The following is an 18,285-nucleotide window of genomic DNA, read 5'->3' on the forward strand; positions in this document are numbered from 1 at the left end:
CGATGTAGCTTGCTTCTATGAGTGTGTTTGGTTTATTGCACGCTTGGTGTGAAGGTACTTGTCCATAATACGGTCAAGTCTGGAGGATTTGTCCAATACACGTTCATCTTTTAATCCGTGTAAGTCAGCCATGCGATTCAGTTCACGGCGTTCTTTTTCCATGAGTTTTTCCAATTGTTCGAGGTTCACAAAGCCCACCCCCCATGTCGATTGTAAGGCATGTCTCCACTAGCGGCAGAAGTTTTTTTGATAACGATGTTATTTCCATTTTACCACTTTTTATTAACAATAATCCAGCTTTCCTGACATTTAGCGACTAATATTTATGGTTTTGCCAGTTTCACCTGATTGCGTCCTGAACGCTTAGCTTCATATAATGCCTCATCTGACTTTTCCAGTAAGTGCCTCGATGCAATGACAGGTGAACTGCCTGCTCCAATGGATACGGTTAGAGAGATCGAGGTTCCGTCATTCAAAAGAAAACGTTCATTTTCCACAGCTTTCCGAATCTTTTCGGCAAAGCTTGCTGCTTTCTGACTATCGCAATTTCCAATCAGAATGGCAAATTCCTCTCCGCCTTTACGGGAGGGGTACGCCCTCGTTGTAGATTCCCGGATTAACAGCATTCCTAATTGGCTTAAGACGGTATCTCCGTTCAAATGACCATACGTATCATTAATATTTTTAAAGTGGTCAATATCCAGCATCACGAGTCCAAAGGGCTGTTTTGTAGTCTTGGAAGTATGAAAGACCTCTTCGAATAGCGCATCGAAAGCACGCGGACTGTAGAGTCCGGTTAAATGATCCCGATTTGCAGCTTCTTCCAGCAGATGAACAGCTCGTTCTGTTTTTTTGATATGGGACATCATAAAATAAGTGAACAGGCCGCCAAGTAACTTAACGGTTGTGATTATTATCATAGATTCATTATCAGGAGGATTAACCACATAGAAAGTAGATAACAGTGACACTACAGCAGCTCCAAGCACAGCCGACATCCACTTGCGGAGTGTTAGGCTTTTTTCTCGAATAAAGATAAGTGAAATGCCCAGTGTCATGAAGCAATTGACGGTAGCAGTCAGAGAAACATCTGTCCAACCACCTGTGATGTAAATACGGTACAGGCTTATGATCAAGGTAGTCAGCAGACCGGATACCGATCCTCCCATATAAACAGAAATGATAATCGCCAATTGGCGCAGATCGACCACAAAGTGCCCACGGATCCATAAACCGGTCATCATTAACAGAATGCCAAACAGACCCAGCATTAAACCGTTCATTACCCGATAAATGAATACATGTTTTTTTAGGTAACGCTCATATTTCCGGAAAAATAAATTTCCAAAGAATAAGAAGCTTGTTAATAACGCAAAATTGTTAATTAATTCTTTTAACATATCCCTATCCTTTATGCTGAAATGAGAGTTGTAGTATCGTGGGGAATAAAGCAAAAGGCCTCGTTTCTATATTTCGGTAAAAAGTAGGCATGAGTGAATACCAATCGACCACAAACGATTCTTATGTCCCTTACGTTTCGTTTATCTACGTGGTACAGTGAAAGGACTATGACCGGAACGGGTGATCGTATGAAGGAACCAATTCACATATCGGTGCGTCCACTTGTGGAATATGTGCATCGGAGCGGCAGCATTCATAGCGGCTTTCGCTCGAATAGCAGTATGCTCGAAGGAACTCGCGTGCATCAGGTTATCCAGAAAGGTTACAAGGAGCATGACCGCAAAGAGGTACATTTACGTACAGAAATTTCGTATAAGGACGAATTGTTTATCATTGAAGGCCGCTGTGACGGACTGATTGAGCTGGATGGCGTATGGACAGTTGATGAAATTAAATCGATCTCTTTGCCCCTCGAAGATATTCAGGGTGACGGTCAACCCGTACACTGGGCACAAGCATTTCTGTATGCCTATATGATTGCTCGTGAGGAACAACATCATTCCATGCAGGTCCAGCTTACTTATGTACAGGCACACAGTGAAGACATTCGCCGATTTAGGCGCGAGCTATCCTTTGCTGAGCTAGAAGCTTTCGCACAAGAGATGATTGCTGGTTATGCACCGTATGCATTCCTGCTGAGAGCACATGCGGAAAAGCGGGATGCCAGCATTGCTATGTTGAACTTTCCCTTTGACACATATCGTTCGGGTCAGCGAACTCTCGCGGGTTCGGTGTACAAGACGATTGCCGAAGGGGTTAACCTGTTTGCCAAAGCGCCTACAGGTATTGGTAAAACGGTATCCACCTTGTTTCCTGCGATCAAGGCTATCGGTGAGGGCCAGGTTAGGCGAGTATATTATGTGACGGCTCGTACCACCACTCGGGCAGCAGCCGAAGAAGCTTACGCTAGAATGCAGGCCCAAGGGCTGCACATGCATGTGGTGACTTTGACTGCGAAGGATAAAATTTGCTTTAAGGATGAAAATGATTGTGATGCTGGATCATGCAGCATGTGCGAGGGCTATTACGACCGGATCAACGGTGCGGTATCCGATATTTTGGCGAATGAGACGTTAATGACCCGGGCGGTGATTGAGCGTTATGCGCGCAAGCATAAGGTATGTCCCTTTGAATTTTCGCTGGATGTGGCGTATGCCTCGGATGGTATAATCAGTGATTATAATTATGTTTTCGATCCACGGATTTCTTTGAAAAGATTACTGGAGGAGCACAAGCGAAAAGGTGTCGTACTGGTGGATGAGGCGCATAATCTGGTAGAACGCGGTCGGGACATGTTTTCGGCGGAAATTTTGAAATCTTCTTTTTTAGAACTGAAACGAGAATTTAAGTTGCTAAGCCCAGAGATTGCTGCGGCTGCGAGTGCAGTGAACGCACATATGATTACGCTGCGCAAGCAATATGCAGATACAGGAAAAGCAGTGGAGACAGCAGCACCGCAAGAGGTGCTGGAGCTGTTGGCGCCTTTTGTGGAAGCAGCTGAACGTGAACTGGTGACGGGGGGCAGTACAAGCCACGCAAGCGGTGAGGGTACGGCTTATGCATTGCTTCTAGATACGTATTTTACCGCTCAGAATATGCTGCGCATTGCTGCTTTATACGATGAACGATACGTTACTTATGTGGAAGCGGGGCGCAGTGAAGTGAGGGTCAAGCTGTTCTGCCTCGATCCTTCTCACTTGCTGGGACAAGCTATTAAGGGCTACCGCTCAGCCATTTATTTTTCCGCAACGTTGACACCGCTTGCTTATTACCGGGACATGCTCGGAGCAAACGAGGAAGATTATACGTTACAGGTTCCTTCCCCCTTCCATCAGGAGCAGTGGGATGTACGTCTGTTGCCGCTCTCCATCCGTTATCGGGATCGTGAGCGTTCCAAAGGGGCGATTGCGGATATGCTGGCTGCATTGGTTGTAGAACGGAAAGGAAATATCCTTGTATTTTTCCCGTCCTATCCATATCTGCGTGAGGTATATGAGGAGTTCATGCTTCGGGACGTGTCCGCAAATACGTTGGTACAAAGTCCGGGGATGACCGAACCAGAGCGGGATCGATTTCTAGAGGCTTTCCAGCCTGGGCAAGAGCACACCTTGCTTGGCTTTGCCGTACTGGGTGGTGTGTTTGCTGAAGGTGTCGATTTACCTGGGGATCGCTTAAATGGGGTAGTGGTCGTCGGCGTCGGCTTGCCGCAAATTGGAGCAGAGCGGGATGTGCTGCGGGATTATTTTTCCGAACAGGGACGGAATGGTTTCAACTATGCGTATGTATATCCAGGGATGAACAAGGTTCTTCAGGCAGGTGGCAGACTTATTCGCACAGAGCACGACGAAGGATTGTTGGTCCTGGTAGATGATCGTTTTGCCAAGGAACCGTATGCTTCTTTGCTGCCAGACGAATGGAAAAGCTACCGTCTGACGGAACAAGCGGGATTAAGGAAGGAATGGATAGACTATGAACTTTAATTTTCATAATGACTCCATACGCGGGGTGCTGCGTAGCTTTGGACATGAAGATGCCGAAGTGGATAATATAGAGACTTTTGTGACATTTGCGCGCTTGGCTAACGGTATTTTCAGAGAAATGGATACCGATTTTAGCAAGTTGGGGGCTTCTCAGGGCCGGATTATTGTTCTTAGCCTGTTGCATTGCCATTCGCCGCATCGCATGACACCATCAGAGTTGGCGGAAAAAGCTGATGTGACGCGTGGAACCATGACGGGGCTGATCGACGGATTAGAGCGAGATGGCATGATTGAACGTGTGGCTCATGAGAGTGACGGGCGGATGGTGACTGTCGGATTAAAAGAGGCGGGACGAGAACTGTTAAGTAAGATAGTCCCTTATTATACGAAGTTGATTCGGTCGTGTATGTCTGAGTTTACGCCGCAGGATCATAAGATGATGAAGGGTTTACTGGGAAAAATGAAAGGCGGTTTTGAGCGGTCCTTGCCGAAATGCTGAGTTCCTAATATAAGGAATAAGGAATAGGAGAGAGAACATGTTCTTTTATACAGATGAGGTCTATGAAGCCCGTGATTTTGGATCAATGGATGCCAGAGAAGGCGAGTGGAGAAATTGCGAGTTTACCCGATGTCGCTTTCGGGGTGTGGAGATGAATGAGTCCCTCGTGGAGGGCTGTACTTTTGTGGACTGTGATTTTACCGGAGCCATTCTGAATGCATCTCACTACAAGGAGTCGGCTTTTACCAATTGTTTGTTCACCAGCGCCAATCTGTTTGTAGTCCGGTTTGATAACTGCAAGCTAGTAGGTTCAGATTTTGCAGGGGCGAATATGGATGGTATCACAATTACGGGCGGAGACTGGTCTTATACGAATTTGCGTCATGCAGATTTAAGAAAACAAGATTTGCGAAAAATACGATTCAAGGAAGCTGACTTATCCGAATGCAATTTGGAAAAAGCAGATTTGCGGGAGGCGGATCTTACCCGAGTAAGACTGCACAAAGCCCATCTTCAAGGAACAGACCTGCGCGGTGCGAAAATGGATGGTGTGAATTTTAAAGATCTGGACATCACTGGAGCCAAGCTGGATATCGAGCAGGCAGTAGCGGTAGCTCGCTCCTATGGAGCCAAGGTGGAAGGCTAAAAAGCACGGGATACAGGAGCTGTCTCGATCTGCAGTACCCCGTGTGGGTGAAATGGATGGTTGACTTGAATTTGAAGGACTTAATCTTTAGTGGATGCTGGCAGTAGTGGAATTGCTGCTTCCGGGTCCCGGTTTGGCAAATGATCAACTCCCACAGGCTCTAGCGGCTGCTGTGGAACCGTCCAGTTGCGCGCGATATCTGCCGCAGTTCGCTGCTCCAGCAAGCGCTTGGCCACTTCATAACATTGATCGACATGCCGATTACCAATGGTTCGCATAGCAGTAAAGCCAATTGCCGCGGCTAGCCCTTGCCCCAGAAGGGGGACAAACTTGCTAACCTGCTTGGTAGCGATACGAATGCCCATTTTTTTCAAAATCTGCACGATGACTTCACGGGTAATGAGTCGCCCGATCAGCTTGCTGCCAATCGAGGTGATAAAACCATACACCATGGATTTTGTTTCTGCGTCCAGACCTTCCAGCTGCTTCTCAGATAATCCGAATTTTCCATTAATAGCTGGCAGTAGCTGCATCAAAATGCCAACATCAGCAAGAACGTCAGCCCCTGGAACTGGAACTAATACCGCCCCACCTGAAGCCGCAGCCCTTTTCGTCACCATGGATTTACATTCTTTACGGATCTGCTCCAACTCTTCTATTGTTCGGGCTGTCATATGCATCTCTCCTTCATACGCTTCCGATTAGGACCCACGATTCTACCCTGTTATTACACACATTTCTACCTTTCTTAAGCATGGAGTAAGCAAAAAATCGCTGATTCACGCACTATCCCACATTTACTCCTGTGAAGCGATCAGGCATAATGAAGGATGGTTGCCGATAAGAACAAGCCTGTTTTACGGGGATAAAGGAAGGAAGAGACAGATGAGTCAGACAAACGTTTATTTTAATCATGATGGTGGAGTGGATGATCTAGTATCCCTTTTTATGCTGCTTCAGATGGAGCAGGTTCATTTGACCGGAGTATCGGTGATTCCAGCAGATGGTTACCTGGAGCCTGCGACGGATGCCAGTCGTAAAATTATTGATCGTTTTGGACAAAATAAAGGGCCTGTGGAAGTCGCAAAGTCTAATTCACGCGGTAAAAATCCGTTTCCTGCCGCTTGGCGTTTACATTCCTTCTATGTGGATGCATTACCCGTACTGAATGAATCGGGGCGTATGGAAGCACCGCTTTCATCCCTGCCAGCTCATCAGCATCTGATCGAAAAGGTACGCGGAGCTGAAGGTAAGACGCTGTTGCTATTCACTGGACCGCTAACCGATCTGGCGCGAGCGCTGGATGAAGCACCGGATATTGAAGCAAAGATTGAAAAGCTGGTATGGATGGGTGGCACCTTTGAAAAAGGGAATGTAGAAGAGCCGGAGCATGACGGCACAGCAGAGTGGAATGTGTTCTGGGACCCAGAAGCGGCATATCGGGTGTGGCAAAGCGGCATTACGATTGATCTGGTAGCGCTGGAAAGCACAAGCAAAGTGCCATTAACTCCAGCAGTACGCAATCGTTGGGCTGCGGAGCGCCGATATGAAGGCGTGGATTTCTTGGGCAATTGCTATGCAGGATGTCCTCCGCTTGTTTATAGCGAAACGAACTCAACCTACTACTTGTGGGATGTACTGACCACTGCATCCGTAGGACGCCCGGACACTGTCAAGAAAAAGACGGTGCATTGCAGCGTTATCGCAGAAGGCCCAAGTCAGGGCAGAACGGTGGAACAGGCAAGTGGACGTCCTGTAAACCTGGTATACGATACAGATCCAGAGGCCTTTTTTACGTATATGGCGGATTTGGCTAAGCTGGCTGCTCCCAAACGTTACTAAGTCTGGCTATGCACAAACGTGCGGTATAGGGTGATAATACTGCCTAGTGACACGTACCCATAACATAAAGCCCGTGACGTTATGCGTCACGGGCTTCTATTATAGGATATGCCATATCATCACAAGCTAATCTCTGTTTTAGGCAGACTCCTGGTATATTTTCAGGGTGAACTGGAGCGTTATCTCCGTCCCGCTACCAGGTTCACTGCTCCCTGTCATCTTACCGTTCATTCGTTTTAATAGATGTTTGGTAATCTGCCAACCCAAGCCTGGATTTCCATATGAGAGAGAGTACCCACGGTCATGTTCAAGCAACAAATTCAATTTATTCGGAGATATACCGATTCCAGTATCCTTCACCTTTAATTCCAGTTCAACCTCAGGTGCATCGGTCACAGATCGGGTGGTTGCAGATAAAGTGACGGCTCCTGTGCTTGTAAACTTCACTGCATTATCTACCAAATTAATCAGCATACGGCGAATTTTAGCCTCATCCCCGATAAAAATAGGCGAGCTGGTGAGATTCCAGTCGAGCTTCAACTCTAGATTCCGTCGCGCAGCTACCTCTGTATACAGACTCAATACATTTTCCATCATCGTTCTCAGATCAAACGGATCTTCAATATCATCGATCTGTCTGGACTCTATATTGCTGTAATCCAAAATATTACTCAACAACGTCATAAGCGAGCGACTGCTCGACTCCATGATGCTCATATATTGCTGTTGTTCCTCTGTTAACTCCGTCGTCAGCATGAGGTCGGTGGCTCCCCATATTTCGGTTAGCGAAAACCGAATTTTATTACTCAGGGAAGAGATCAAATCCAGCTTGCTCAGGGCAGAGATCTCAGCATCTATCTTTTCTTTCTCCAGTTCCACCACATAACCCAGAAATACAGCCATAGCCTGTAGGGCCTTCAATTCGGATTCTGTCAAATGTACAAATGGCGCGTCCAAGATACAAATGGTTCCGTAAGCCTGACCATTTTTCATGCGAATAGGGATTCCTGTAAATGAGTGGTTTCCCATGGTTTTAGTCACATCTAAATCGCATGTGAGCGGGTGAATAGTCGTTTCTGAAATCGTGAGGTGATCTGCAGGATGGTCCAACACCAGACTGCAATAGCTAAGCTCAAAAGGGAGCACATCCCCTTTCTTAACGAGTATCTCTTCCCGGTTAAATGAATCAACGATTACATTCGTAATCCCATCATTAGCGGCAATGAAAATGGTATTTACATGCAAAATATCACTCAACACATCAATGACATGCGCGGTAGCCTCTTGAATACTATTATAAAAACCTGTAGGTGAAGTAGTCATGTATCTCCAATCCTGATGCAAAGTGGTGGTTATCCAAAAACTTTAGCAGTTTGTGTATCCCATTCCCGATCCTCTGAATGTGTTTTTGGAGCGTATCATTAATTATACATGATTATTTCATTATAAACCGATCTTTCTACTTCCATTTACCTATTCGCTTGCGCAAACCTTCATTTTTTAGGTCTAATGCTAGCCTTTCTGGGAAGGTTTTTGTTTGTATTATTACACATTCACGAAAATATATGATTATTTTCATTCTTTTTTCATAAATTCATATGTAATCTCATGATATGAAAATTGTGTAATAAAATAGGAGGATAGAACCAGTAATATCATGTAAATATTCTATATAATAGGTTCAGAGGTGGAATCATGAATAGACAGGAAGCCCTACAACACTTCCTTAAGACCTATGCAGAAGATGTATTGAACCAGAAATTACATCAAGCAGCGTCTTTGTATGAACAAATAAAAGAAGAGCTCATCTCTTCCTTTATTCAATCCTTTCAATCGATCTGCCTGCAAGCCCATTCTGCAGAAGTGGCCAAGACGAGGATCGGATACATTACCTATTCTATGAGGCGCACGTATCTGATGGATCGTAACTATAACTATGTCGTCGAAGCCTATGATAAAAATTGGTTCTTTGATCCTCAACCTTGTTATGGAATCTATGATGCAGGCTGGGCATTCAGCTTTTTAGCAGAATTGGAGGATGAATTGAATCAGCTTCGAAAACCCTATATGAATAAGATTTTTCAGCCTGATGTGGAGCGATTTGTACTCCAGGCTGCAGGGGAATTTCATCAATATATTCTGAAATTAGCGAAAGATGCTATTCAGCAGGCTGTACATTTACCTGAATTCAAGGCGTTGAAATGTAAGAACGATTTGGAAGTAAGAATAGGGGAGTATAAAGGAATCAGTGAGGTGGTGTATTCAACAGCTTATGGAGTACTACATGATTCAACAGGATAATCGTATTACGGAGTATATGTATCCAGTAGAGACAAATCGCAGGCAGTTGTTGGAATGGGCAGAAAGCCCATCATGTGCCGATGAAGAATCTATTTTACAATTTTATGTATCAGGTGATGCGGACTATATTGATTTTATAGAGCATCCGGTATCCATCGTTTCTGAACAACTAAAGGAAATCTTTGATATATATCAGGCCGGATTAAGCTGGAAGTTGGTTGTTTTTGCCGATATGCAGCGAATGCAGCAAACAAGGTATTGGCTGGTAAATCCGCCTAGCCTGATGTGTTTATCACCATGTAGTGAATATCATAGGGACGGTACACTGAAGAAAATCATTCTAGATGAATATGCAGTGGAGAATCATAAAATATTCAGGGTTCAGGATGCCAATCATCATATCATTGTAGACCTCGATGTGGCTGAATGTATTTTGAAGTTCAATCTGGCAGGCTTGAAATTACAAAAGGTCGATACAGAGGGGCCATCTATACAAAGGAGAGTCTAAGAATGAGTGAGAGCTATGTAGTGGATGGGGCACAGATACATTGCAGCTATGGAAGTCATACGGGAAGATTTAGTGTTTCAGCTAACAGGGGGATTAGTATTGGCGACAAACTGCAAGGGAATATTCAGGATTTTCACCCGCAGACGCATATCCCTTCTTTCGGAATGTGCCGTAGTATGCATAATCCTACAGTCTCTTCTGCTAACAAAGGAAATTCCGGAAAAATCATTCCGCTGCCCTGCAAACCGAGCGTTTCTATGCCTTGGTTGAATGGGAAAAAGGATGTATACGTAGATCAATCTCCGGCTCTTATGAGCTGCTCCACGAACTTATGCATGTGGTGTGGAAAAATCTCGTTCACCACAGACGGGCAGGAATAGTTAACAGATTGTAGGATTTGCATCATATGAAAAGCAAACGGGGGGAGTAAGATGGGACTGGCAGGAACTATGCTGACTTATGGAAATATTAGAGTGAATGCACCGTATGAAATTATCAGGCTGCTTGATTTTGAATTGACACAGAAGATAAATGAGCACGGCAAGGTGTACATCACTGCTCTCATACCGGATGAGGATCATGCAAAGTATGATGGATTAGCTTACGATGAAGATGTGCTAGAGGTATATGAGACGGATAAAGAGCGAGGGACAGTTAGCATCTTTAAAGGAATTGTCACCAATATTAGAATTGCATTCAAAAATGGCATATATCACATGTACATAGAGGCTGCCTCTTTTACATATCTGATGGATCAACAACGGAAAAATCGTTCGTTTCAAAATAGCAACTTGACGTATTATCAACTGTTCCGCAAACTCATCGATACCTATCCACACGGGGATTTTATTGACCTGACGGACAGCGATCAAAAGCTGGGCGGCTTTACTATCCAGTATGGGGAGAGTGATTGGGAGTTTCTAAAAAGAATGGCCTCTCATCTGCAAGCTGGACTGATTGCTGAGATTACATCCGTATTCCCGAGACTATGGTTAGGTACTTCGAAAGAACAGGTGAAAGGTGAACTGCGTGGCATTAATTTTTCCCTCCAAAAAACAAAGTCAGGTCCCCAGTATACATATGCTGAAGTGGAGGATACGAAGCGTTTTGAACTTGGAGATGTCGTCATGTTTCAACGAAAGCATTGGGTTATTGAGCAGATTCATGCAGAGATGAAGCAAGGTATTATGACATATGGCTACATTCTCGTTCCGGAAGCAGGTATTCCGAGGGAGCTTATATATAACCCGTTAATCAAAGGTACCTCTATTGAAGGGAAAGTCATAGAGTTAGATGGTGAAAACGAATCCGTTAAACTTCACTTGTCCGTGGACTCTGTGCAGTCCAAAGTTGAGGGATGCTGGTTTTCTTACCCCACCATGTATACCAGTGATGGAATCGGCTGGCATTGCATGCCCGAGCTAGGGGATCATGTTCATTTGTATTTTCCATCCAACAAAGAAAAGGAAGCTCGTGTGGTTCAATCCCTGCGTAAGAGAGACTTCAAAGGAGATGAAATCAGCAAGCCGTCAAGAAAGCTATTTCATACCAAAACTCAAAAAGTGGCGAGATTCGACGACAAAGAAGTGGCACTTTCCACCCAAAAAGAAAAGATACTTGTACGCTTAAATCCAGCTTCCGGTATTCACGTGTATAGTCATCACGATCTTACCTTTCACGCTGATACAGACTTGGTGCTGCATGGCAAAAAGGTACAGATGACCGCTACTCGCGAAATATCTCTGACGTGCAAAAGCAGCTATATCCGAACCGATGGAACGCTTCATATCAAGGCAAGTAAGCTCATGAAAAATCAGGTGCCTGATGCAGAGCTGAAAGCCTATAAATCCCTAATTCAAGAATTAAAGGGGAAGGGATATCCGCAATGGGTACAGGACTTGCTGCTTCAATATAAAACGGACTACTACAAGGCCGTGGCAGCCGGGGACAAAAAGGGGGCCAAGGAAGCAGCGGCCAAGGCCAAGCAATTGCGTCAGCAGGTGGCAGAAATAGATCGTATGCCTGCCTGGGCCAGAGCGCAAATGCATGAATACACGTCCCAGTGGTGGGAAGCGTACGGTGCAAATGACAAGGCCAAGCAAAAGCAGATGCATCTTCTCGCGAACCAGTTGCGTGACAATGTGCTAATCAACGAGCTGATTCGTGGTCATTCTGCCAACTCCTATCTCGATGCGAACCGGTTAGAAGAGCTGTCCGGACAATACGCAGACGCGGCCCATAAGCTGACCGTTGCTGATCAAAAGGCTCTAGCCAAGGAAGCAGCTGCTCTGCGGAGTAAGTATGGCGTGAACAGCCAGCTTGCCAGGGAGAATTTGAACAAGCTTGCCAAGAAGTATCCAGATAGCTTCTCGTACAAGCTTCCAACAACAGGCGATTGGGATAAGGAGCTTAACGCTGCATTGCAGGACTTTGCGAAGAAATACGGCTTGGACAATAAGGGCTATGGCCGTGATGTGCTCGCGGTGTACCTGCATCAAGTAGCCAATGGCATTCTTCCATGGCCTAAGGTTAATAAGGCTGCAACGCCAACAGTTCCAGCAACGACGACAACAACGAAAAGGGAACCGGGCAAGAAGACGCCGATTACTCCTGAAAAGCCAGCGAAGGAGGAACCAAAGCCTACTCCATCCAACAGTTCTGCCGAGGAAAAAAGGAAAGCAATTGTAGAATTCGCTAAGAAGTTTTTAGGCAAGATTCCTTACTGTATGGATACTAAAATTACAACGATGAAGCTGGACCCCAACAATCCACCTATTTATATGGACTGTTCTGATTTTAGTTCCTCGGTGTACTTTACCATATTAAATGTGCGTATAGGCGGTACTACAAGAGACCAAATCAATCGGGGGACAGAGGTTGACCACCAAAGTTTACGCTCTAAGGGGGATTATAAAAACCTGAAGTTAGGTGACCTAATATTATTTGATTGGAAAAAAAGAACGGGGAGACAACCGAATCATGTAGGCATGTATATCGGGAACGGGGAATTTATTCACGAGCATGGTAACGCAACTAAGCCTAGTGAAATGGATTCAGATAAAAAGCCTTCTCATAATGTAACGATAGATAAATTAAGCAAAGATTGGAAGGGGTCTTACGGTCGTATATATACAAACGTAATAGCAGTTAGGCGTATTATCCAAGACGATGGATCCATTAAAAATAAGTAGGGATAAGGAAGTACAGAATCGTATAAAGGAACTGAGCCAACCCGCTTAATGAGGAAACTTTATAGAGAGTGTAGAAGAGAGGAGAAATCATGCGTTGTATAAAAGTAGTTTTGATTATTGTTTTTTCAGTGCTGATATCTGCATGTACAGCAACCATAGGAGAGGACAATACATCTTCGCAGTCCCCCAATAAACTATCAAGTAATGAAGTTAAGGTCAATCAGGATGCTGCAAAGGGGAATGGAAAGCAAGCAAGCTGGCTTTTGAATGGTCAGGAAGGCGTAGAAGATCGAGTTCAATTCTTAACCAATTTAGATGATCCTACTGGAGAAACTAATATCCGTATCGACGACCTGATTGACACCATGCAAACTCGGGAAGAACGTCTAAAATATCGTGGCTCACAAGTATATGTTGGGGAAATAACAAGTGACGGCAGTCGTATGTCGATTATCAGAGATGTTTATGGGGAGCAACCAGAGGAGATGCTCATTATTGAAGTGTACGATCTGGATGCGGGAGAAAAAGAACGAGAGTTTAAATTGCCGCCAACGGCTCAATATCCTGTGATCTCTTCTGATTTAAGCAAATATCTATACGTAATGGACGGACGTTTGTATTTATATGATGCAATAAGTAAAAAAACTACAGAATTGAAGACTAACAAAGGCAAAGCGGATGTTAGTAATATTGCTCAGGGAGTGTTTTCACCGGATAACACCAAGTTATGTTTTGTTGATGATCAGACAGGGATCGTAATGCTTGATCTATCCGGTGATAGTGGTACGAAGCTTCTGCTTGCAGGCACTGATGTCTCGAGTATTATGCAATGGGATCAGGAGAACCGACTTATTTATACCACTTATAAAAAAGATAATACTTTCATAAACGATATTTATTCACTAGATATACACACTGGAAAAGTACAGTTTATAACTAAAAATGAGGGCGATTTTATTTTATCCCCAGATCAAAAAAAATTGGTTCTGGCAGATGATGAGGTTGTAAAAATGTTCATGATTGATGTAGCTAGTGGAAAAAAAGAAGATATTTCGTCCATTGTAAGTGGTGAAGGAACCTGGGTAGTTCCAATACAGTGGATCGAAACAAAAACCAATTATATGAAATATAGCAACAAGGTCAAAGTGAAAAAAATTACGGCCACTTCCACACTTCCTAATCAGAGTAACTATTCTTTTAGCGTTAACAATTTAACGGACGATAATAATTTAACCCCTTGGTGTGAAGGAACGAAGGGAGGCGGAGTAGGAGAAACAGTAACTATAGATTTGGGTTCAACTCAACAGGTCAGAGGTATAGGGATGGTCGATGGCACTATGTGGGTTAACAATAAGTATTTAGACGTAAATACAATCCGAAAAATGAAACTTGATTTTTCGGATGGACAATCTGTGATGCTTGAGAATAATGACACCCGCTTCAAGTTCGATGAACCCATACGAACATCTTTCGTTAAAATCACTATTCTAGAAGTGAAAAAAGGCGCGGATTTCCCCAATACTTGTATAGGTGAGCTGAAGTTATTGTGATAAGCAGTAGAAAGCGAAATAAAACTGCGGTATGGATAAGTAAAATTACGTTATTCATCATGATCTTTTCCATGCTATGCGGGTGTATACAATCGAGCGAGGGCCAAAAAGCAGTACAGGAGCGAAAGGAATCTCATGCTTCAGTCTCTCAGTCCAAGAGACTTCCTCCAGCAAAAAAGGCTGTAAATTGGTTGCTTTTTGAAGCGGAAAATGGAAACATGCCCATGGATTATCTCGCTGATATGGATGATCCTACAGGCAATACCTATATTGATTTAGATGACATTATAGATGAATTATATGCAAGTGAAGGTGAAGCGTATCCTGAATCTGAGTTGTATCTGGTTAGGTTCTCGGATGACGGTAGGCGGATCGCTTTATGTAGAGAGTCGCAGGATTTGAATTATTTAATGATCAAAATCTTTGATTTATCTACTACAAAGAAATTATATGAATTTAAGGTGCCAAATAGGGACTACGCTGTTATGTCTCCTGACTTACGCAAGTGTGTTTACACAGGGGATGCAGCCTTTTTTTATCTTATGAACCAGGGGCAGGAAACTAAAGCATTGGGGCAATTAAATGATGGTCACTATCTCAATCTTCCAGTGTTTTCGCCTGACGGTAGTCAATTTGCCCTTGTAGATAGTAACCATACTGTATTGATCTATGACTTGTCCAAGAATAAGCAAATTCAACAAATCAAGCTAGGGATAGAAGGAATACAGATCGAGCAGTGGCTTTATAACGATCAATTGCTTCTCTCTTCTTACGATAATGATAAGTCGTATATGTTCAATATACAGACAGGGGAGAAGAAGCAACTAATGAAAGCCACAGACTCTCCTGTTATAACCTTGGATAACCACAGGGTTGCTTTTCTGAACTCCAAGGGTGAAATGCAACAACAAGATATTCAAACAGGTCTGCCTATAAAATACTCCAATGTATTCCATAGGATAGGCTATAATGTGTCCCCTACGCAATGGGTACAGACTGCAACGGATTTAATGAAATATCGAAAAACCATCCCGGCACAGAAAATCATTGCTTCTTCTACGCTTTCTGATCAAGCAGGGAACTCCTATGCTGCCCGTAACATCATGGATGGAGATGCAAGCACAGCTTGGTGCGAAGGAGTTAAGGGAGACGGGATTGGAGAGTGGGTCAAGGTTGATTTTGGTTCTGTGCAAGAATTGAAGGGTTTCGAACTCATCAATGGCTTGGCTAAGTCATCTAATGCTTTCCAAACAAATAACAGAGTTAAGCGAATGAAACTAGAGTTCTCGAATGGGCAGGCCATAATGGTAGATAATGATTTTTTAAGTAATGAGTTTCCAGGTAGTGCCATTCATACTTCATTTGTGAAAATAACGATTGAGGCCGTAGAGCGAGGAACCAAATATCACGATACCTGTATGTCGGAGATACGATTCTTCTAGCATTCTTACAAAAGGGAGATAGCCTATGAAATGGAAAGAGCCAACGTTTGGTGCAACCCCTATGTTGAAAGCTTTAACAACCGCTAATGCACACAGTAAAGCAATGGCTTTTGATCTGGCAGCAGAACAAAAGAAACAAAAACTGAACTATCCCGACTGGGCCCAGACCTGGATGCGCAAATACAAAGAGGATTGGTACACCGCTCAAGCCAACGGCGACGAGGTCGGTATGCGTAAAGCGCAAAAGCTGGCAGAGGGACTGCGAAGCAAACTACGCGAAATGGCTACGTTCCCCAAATGGGCTCAAGAGCAAATGCAAAAAGAAACAATTCGTTGGATGGCTGCTGAGGCAAGCGGGAATATCAAAGAAAAGTTAGCTGCTGAGAAGGCAGGACGAGCCATTCGCGAGAAGCTGGGTCTGATCGATATCACAGAGAAGGCGCCGCCAATAGATAAGGAAGTGAAACCTAATAAATCGGAAGTCAAAGAAGTTCCAGCCGTAAACGAATCAAAGCAATATGTTAGTGTGAAACAACTAGAACAACTTGGTTGGATTAAAATAAGTAAAGCTATGATAACCGATCTGAACAATTGTTTGGAAAGATACAATATCACAACACCGGCCAGAATAAGACATTTTATAAGTCAATGTAGTCATGAATCCGCTGGCGGTCGCTATACAAAAGAAATTGCAAGTGGCAAGAAATACGAAGGGAGAAAGGATTTGGGCAATATTTATAAAGGTGATGGCCCTAAGTATAAAGGTGGGGGATACATTCAATTAACAGGACGACACAATTATCAAAAACTATCTACTGCTTTAAATGATCCTAAAGTTATGGAAGGTGTGGAATATGTTGCAGAACATTATCCTTGGACAAGCGCAGGATTTTGGTGGGAGCAGCATAATATGAATGCTCTGTGTGACAAAGGTGCAACGGTAAGGCAAATTACTAAAAAAGTTAATGGCGGGTACAATGGATTAAAAGATAGAGAAATGTATTACAAGAAATGCGAGAATATTTTCAAATGAATTTTAAGGATTTATTCTTAACGTTGTGAGATGAGGGAAAGCTCTTGATTAGAATTCATTGTAAAAAAATAGCATTTATTATACTTGTGTTAATGATAATGGCTTCGTGCGGAAAAGTGTCAAAAGATGTAAGTTCAATTCACGTTGAAAACAATAAAGGTAATGATGTTCGGGATAATCAGCCAAGCTATGAACTCATGCAAGAGAAATATTCGGAAAATGGGATCATTATTAAATATCCTCAAATTACAAAACTCAAGGATAATGCAAAGCAAAAAACTTTAAACCAAATTCTTAAGGCCGAAGCGGTAAAAGAATTACACGAATATGTCGATTCGGGTACTGAAGTTCATGTAGAGATTGATTATGAAATTAAACGGCAAAGTGAACGGTTCTTGAGTGTTCAATATACAGGTGTTCGTTACGTGAAGGACGCAGCCTATCCTAATCATATTTTCTATACGACCAACTTGGATATGAAGCAGACTTCAAGATTAGGATTGAGTGATCTGGTGAAGATCGAGAAACCTTTTATTGATCTTATAAAAAGTGGGGAATTCTCAGCTGTAGAGCCAGAACAAAAAGATTTACTTGGTAACTTTACTCAAGATGATTTGATTCTAGCATTAGCAAGCGCGGATGTACCCGAAGGATCGCCTGTGGAAGCAGGAATAGAATCGTTTAGTTACCTCACAAGTGATTCATTAGGAATTAGTATTCCTGTGGCTCATGCGGTAGGGGACCATGCAGAATATGAAATTCGTCTTGCACAGATTCCAGATAATATTAAGCAAAATAAAGAACTATGGACTGAGCTAAGTCCTGTCGTTGATCAGCCAGCTACCGTTGTAAATGAACAGAAATTGGATACCGACCAGTATGAAGTTGAAGAGTCACAGTCTTTTCAAACTACTCTTGAAGGCTTTGGGAAAGTAAGGTTTGTATCCACATATGGATATCCGGAAGGTCTTCGTAAATTCTTTTTCTTCCTATTGGATGACCAAGGACATATTCTTTATCCATTCCCCGATTTCTACGGGAACCGTGAGTGGGTTGCACGTTACGGAGGAGTAGAAGCAGTGGCCTTCAAGGATGTGAATAAGGATGGATTGAAGGATGTTATCATCATTGCCGATGTTGACAACGGGGTTCATGGACCTGGTAGAGTTGATGAATTCCCTATGGCCGAGATATATTTTCAGAAAAAAAATAAAACCTTTACCACGCTCCCTGCATTGGATCAGGCTCTCAACGATCAGGAGCATAATCAAACTGTTAAAGATGTCATTCAATACGTAAGCGAACAACGGATAATTGTAAACTAACCGACAA

The 18,285-nt window shown here is 43.5% G+C and carries 16 protein-coding genes; 12 read left to right on the forward strand and 4 right to left on the reverse strand.

What is annotated here, in order from left to right; genetic code table 11:
• Positions 1-15: 15 nt before the first annotated feature.
• Positions 16-189 (reverse strand): aspartyl-phosphate phosphatase Spo0E family protein, encoded by a 174-nt coding sequence (locus tag MHB54_RS14680; RefSeq protein ID WP_013312483.1) that lies wholly within the window; start codon positions 187-189, stop codon positions 16-18.
• A 134-nt stretch (positions 190-323) separates the two neighbouring features.
• On the reverse strand, positions 324-1,400 hold the full coding sequence (locus tag MHB54_RS14685) for a GGDEF domain-containing protein (protein WP_023990852.1): 1,077 nt from the start codon (positions 1,398-1,400) through the stop codon (positions 324-326).
• A gap of 168 nt (positions 1,401-1,568) precedes the next feature.
• On the opposite strand from MHB54_RS14685, the gene MHB54_RS14690 reads away from it, so the two are divergent.
• From MHB54_RS14690 to MHB54_RS14700, 3 genes are read left to right on the forward strand one after another with little or no spacing between them, the layout of a single operon-like run.
• A complete protein-coding gene (locus MHB54_RS14690) occupies positions 1,569-3,941 on the forward strand; it encodes an ATP-dependent DNA helicase (protein ID WP_264454799.1) in 2,373 nt (790 codons plus the stop codon).
• Positions 3,931-4,440, forward strand: coding sequence for a MarR family winged helix-turn-helix transcriptional regulator (locus MHB54_RS14695; RefSeq protein ID WP_013312480.1), 510 nt, complete (start codon positions 3,931-3,933; stop codon positions 4,438-4,440). Before MHB54_RS14690 ends, MHB54_RS14695 begins: the two co-directional genes overlap by 11 nt.
• 37 nt (positions 4,441-4,477) lie before the next feature.
• Complete coding sequence (locus tag MHB54_RS14700; protein ID WP_028540785.1) at positions 4,478-5,086, forward strand: pentapeptide repeat-containing protein; 609 nt, start codon at positions 4,478-4,480, stop codon at positions 5,084-5,086.
• A gap of 80 nt (positions 5,087-5,166) precedes the next feature.
• On the opposite strand, the gene MHB54_RS14705 is transcribed toward MHB54_RS14700, so the two are convergent.
• Complete coding sequence (locus MHB54_RS14705; RefSeq protein WP_028540784.1) at positions 5,167-5,760, reverse strand: hypothetical protein; 594 nt, start codon at positions 5,758-5,760, stop codon at positions 5,167-5,169.
• A gap of 211 nt (positions 5,761-5,971) precedes the next feature.
• On the opposite strand from MHB54_RS14705, the gene MHB54_RS14710 reads away from it, so the two are divergent.
• A complete protein-coding gene (locus MHB54_RS14710) occupies positions 5,972-6,928 on the forward strand; it encodes a nucleoside hydrolase (RefSeq protein WP_264454420.1) in 957 nt (318 codons plus the stop codon).
• A gap of 138 nt (positions 6,929-7,066) precedes the next feature.
• On the opposite strand, the gene MHB54_RS14715 is transcribed toward MHB54_RS14710, so the two are convergent.
• Positions 7,067-8,251, reverse strand: coding sequence for a sensor histidine kinase (locus MHB54_RS14715; RefSeq protein ID WP_264454421.1), 1,185 nt, complete (start codon positions 8,249-8,251; stop codon positions 7,067-7,069).
• A 372-nt stretch (positions 8,252-8,623) separates the two neighbouring features.
• Between MHB54_RS14715 and MHB54_RS14720 the strand changes: the two genes are divergently transcribed.
• The 8 genes from MHB54_RS14720 to MHB54_RS14755 all read left to right on the forward strand — a co-directional run bounded on the left by MHB54_RS14720 (position 8,624) and on the right by MHB54_RS14755 (position 18,278).
• Complete coding sequence (locus MHB54_RS14720; RefSeq protein ID WP_340981686.1) at positions 8,624-9,229, forward strand: hypothetical protein; 606 nt, start codon at positions 8,624-8,626, stop codon at positions 9,227-9,229.
• Positions 9,213-9,737 (forward strand): hypothetical protein, encoded by a 525-nt coding sequence (locus MHB54_RS14725; protein WP_340981687.1) that lies wholly within the window; start codon positions 9,213-9,215, stop codon positions 9,735-9,737. Before MHB54_RS14720 ends, MHB54_RS14725 begins: the two co-directional genes overlap by 17 nt.
• A 2-nt stretch (positions 9,738-9,739) precedes the next feature.
• Complete coding sequence (locus tag MHB54_RS14730) at positions 9,740-10,117, forward strand: DUF4280 domain-containing protein (protein WP_028540779.1); 378 nt, start codon at positions 9,740-9,742, stop codon at positions 10,115-10,117.
• Between the two features lie 51 nt (positions 10,118-10,168).
• Positions 10,169-12,928, forward strand: a complete 2,760-nt coding sequence (locus tag MHB54_RS14735) for a C40 family peptidase (RefSeq protein ID WP_340981688.1) — start codon at positions 10,169-10,171, stop codon at positions 12,926-12,928.
• Between the two features lie 89 nt (positions 12,929-13,017).
• Complete coding sequence (locus MHB54_RS14740; RefSeq protein ID WP_340981689.1) at positions 13,018-14,478, forward strand: NADase-type glycan-binding domain-containing protein; 1,461 nt, start codon at positions 13,018-13,020, stop codon at positions 14,476-14,478.
• 224 nt (positions 14,479-14,702) lie between these two features.
• A complete protein-coding gene (locus MHB54_RS14745; protein WP_340981690.1) occupies positions 14,703-15,920 on the forward strand; it encodes an NADase-type glycan-binding domain-containing protein in 1,218 nt (405 codons plus the stop codon).
• Between the two features lie 25 nt (positions 15,921-15,945).
• A complete protein-coding gene (locus MHB54_RS14750) occupies positions 15,946-16,953 on the forward strand; it encodes a glycoside hydrolase family 19 protein (RefSeq protein ID WP_256704486.1) in 1,008 nt (335 codons plus the stop codon).
• A gap of 44 nt (positions 16,954-16,997) precedes the next feature.
• Positions 16,998-18,278 carry a hypothetical protein gene (locus MHB54_RS14755; protein ID WP_340981692.1) on the forward strand — a complete coding sequence of 427 codons (1,281 nt, stop codon included), beginning with the start codon at positions 16,998-17,000 and terminating at the stop codon, positions 18,276-18,278.
• Positions 18,279-18,285 lie beyond the last annotated feature (7 nt).

The organism is Paenibacillus sp. FSL M7-0802 (genome assembly GCF_038004945.1).
GTDB lineage: Bacteria > Bacillota > Bacilli > Paenibacillales > Paenibacillaceae > Paenibacillus > Paenibacillus polymyxa_B.

Excerpts from the sequence above, each read along its gene's own strand:
- MHB54_RS14690 (WP_264454799.1), top strand. The coding sequence starts at position 1,569 with ATGACCGGAACGGGTGATCGTATGAAGGAACCAATTCACATATCGGTG.
- MHB54_RS14685 (WP_023990852.1), bottom strand. The coding sequence starts at position 1,400 with ATGTTAAAAGAATTAATTAACAATTTTGCGTTATTAACAAGCTTCTTA.
- MHB54_RS14730 (WP_028540779.1), top strand. The coding sequence starts at position 9,740 with ATGAGTGAGAGCTATGTAGTGGATGGGGCACAGATACATTGCAGCTAT.
- MHB54_RS14745 (WP_340981690.1), top strand. The coding sequence starts at position 14,703 with ATGGATTATCTCGCTGATATGGATGATCCTACAGGCAATACCTATATT.
- MHB54_RS14715 (WP_264454421.1), bottom strand. The coding sequence starts at position 8,251 with ATGACTACTTCACCTACAGGTTTTTATAATAGTATTCAAGAGGCTACC.
- MHB54_RS14735 (WP_340981688.1), top strand. The coding sequence starts at position 10,169 with ATGGGACTGGCAGGAACTATGCTGACTTATGGAAATATTAGAGTGAAT.
- MHB54_RS14700 (WP_028540785.1), top strand. The coding sequence starts at position 4,478 with ATGTTCTTTTATACAGATGAGGTCTATGAAGCCCGTGATTTTGGATCA.
- MHB54_RS14705 (WP_028540784.1), bottom strand. The coding sequence starts at position 5,760 with ATGACAGCCCGAACAATAGAAGAGTTGGAGCAGATCCGTAAAGAATGT.
- MHB54_RS14695 (WP_013312480.1), top strand. The coding sequence starts at position 3,931 with ATGAACTTTAATTTTCATAATGACTCCATACGCGGGGTGCTGCGTAGC.
- MHB54_RS14740 (WP_340981689.1), top strand. The coding sequence starts at position 13,018 with ATGCGTTGTATAAAAGTAGTTTTGATTATTGTTTTTTCAGTGCTGATA.
- MHB54_RS14720 (WP_340981686.1), top strand. The coding sequence starts at position 8,624 with ATGAATAGACAGGAAGCCCTACAACACTTCCTTAAGACCTATGCAGAA.
- MHB54_RS14725 (WP_340981687.1), top strand. The coding sequence starts at position 9,213 with ATGATTCAACAGGATAATCGTATTACGGAGTATATGTATCCAGTAGAG.
- MHB54_RS14750 (WP_256704486.1), top strand. The coding sequence starts at position 15,946 with ATGAAATGGAAAGAGCCAACGTTTGGTGCAACCCCTATGTTGAAAGCT.
- MHB54_RS14710 (WP_264454420.1), top strand. The coding sequence starts at position 5,972 with ATGAGTCAGACAAACGTTTATTTTAATCATGATGGTGGAGTGGATGAT.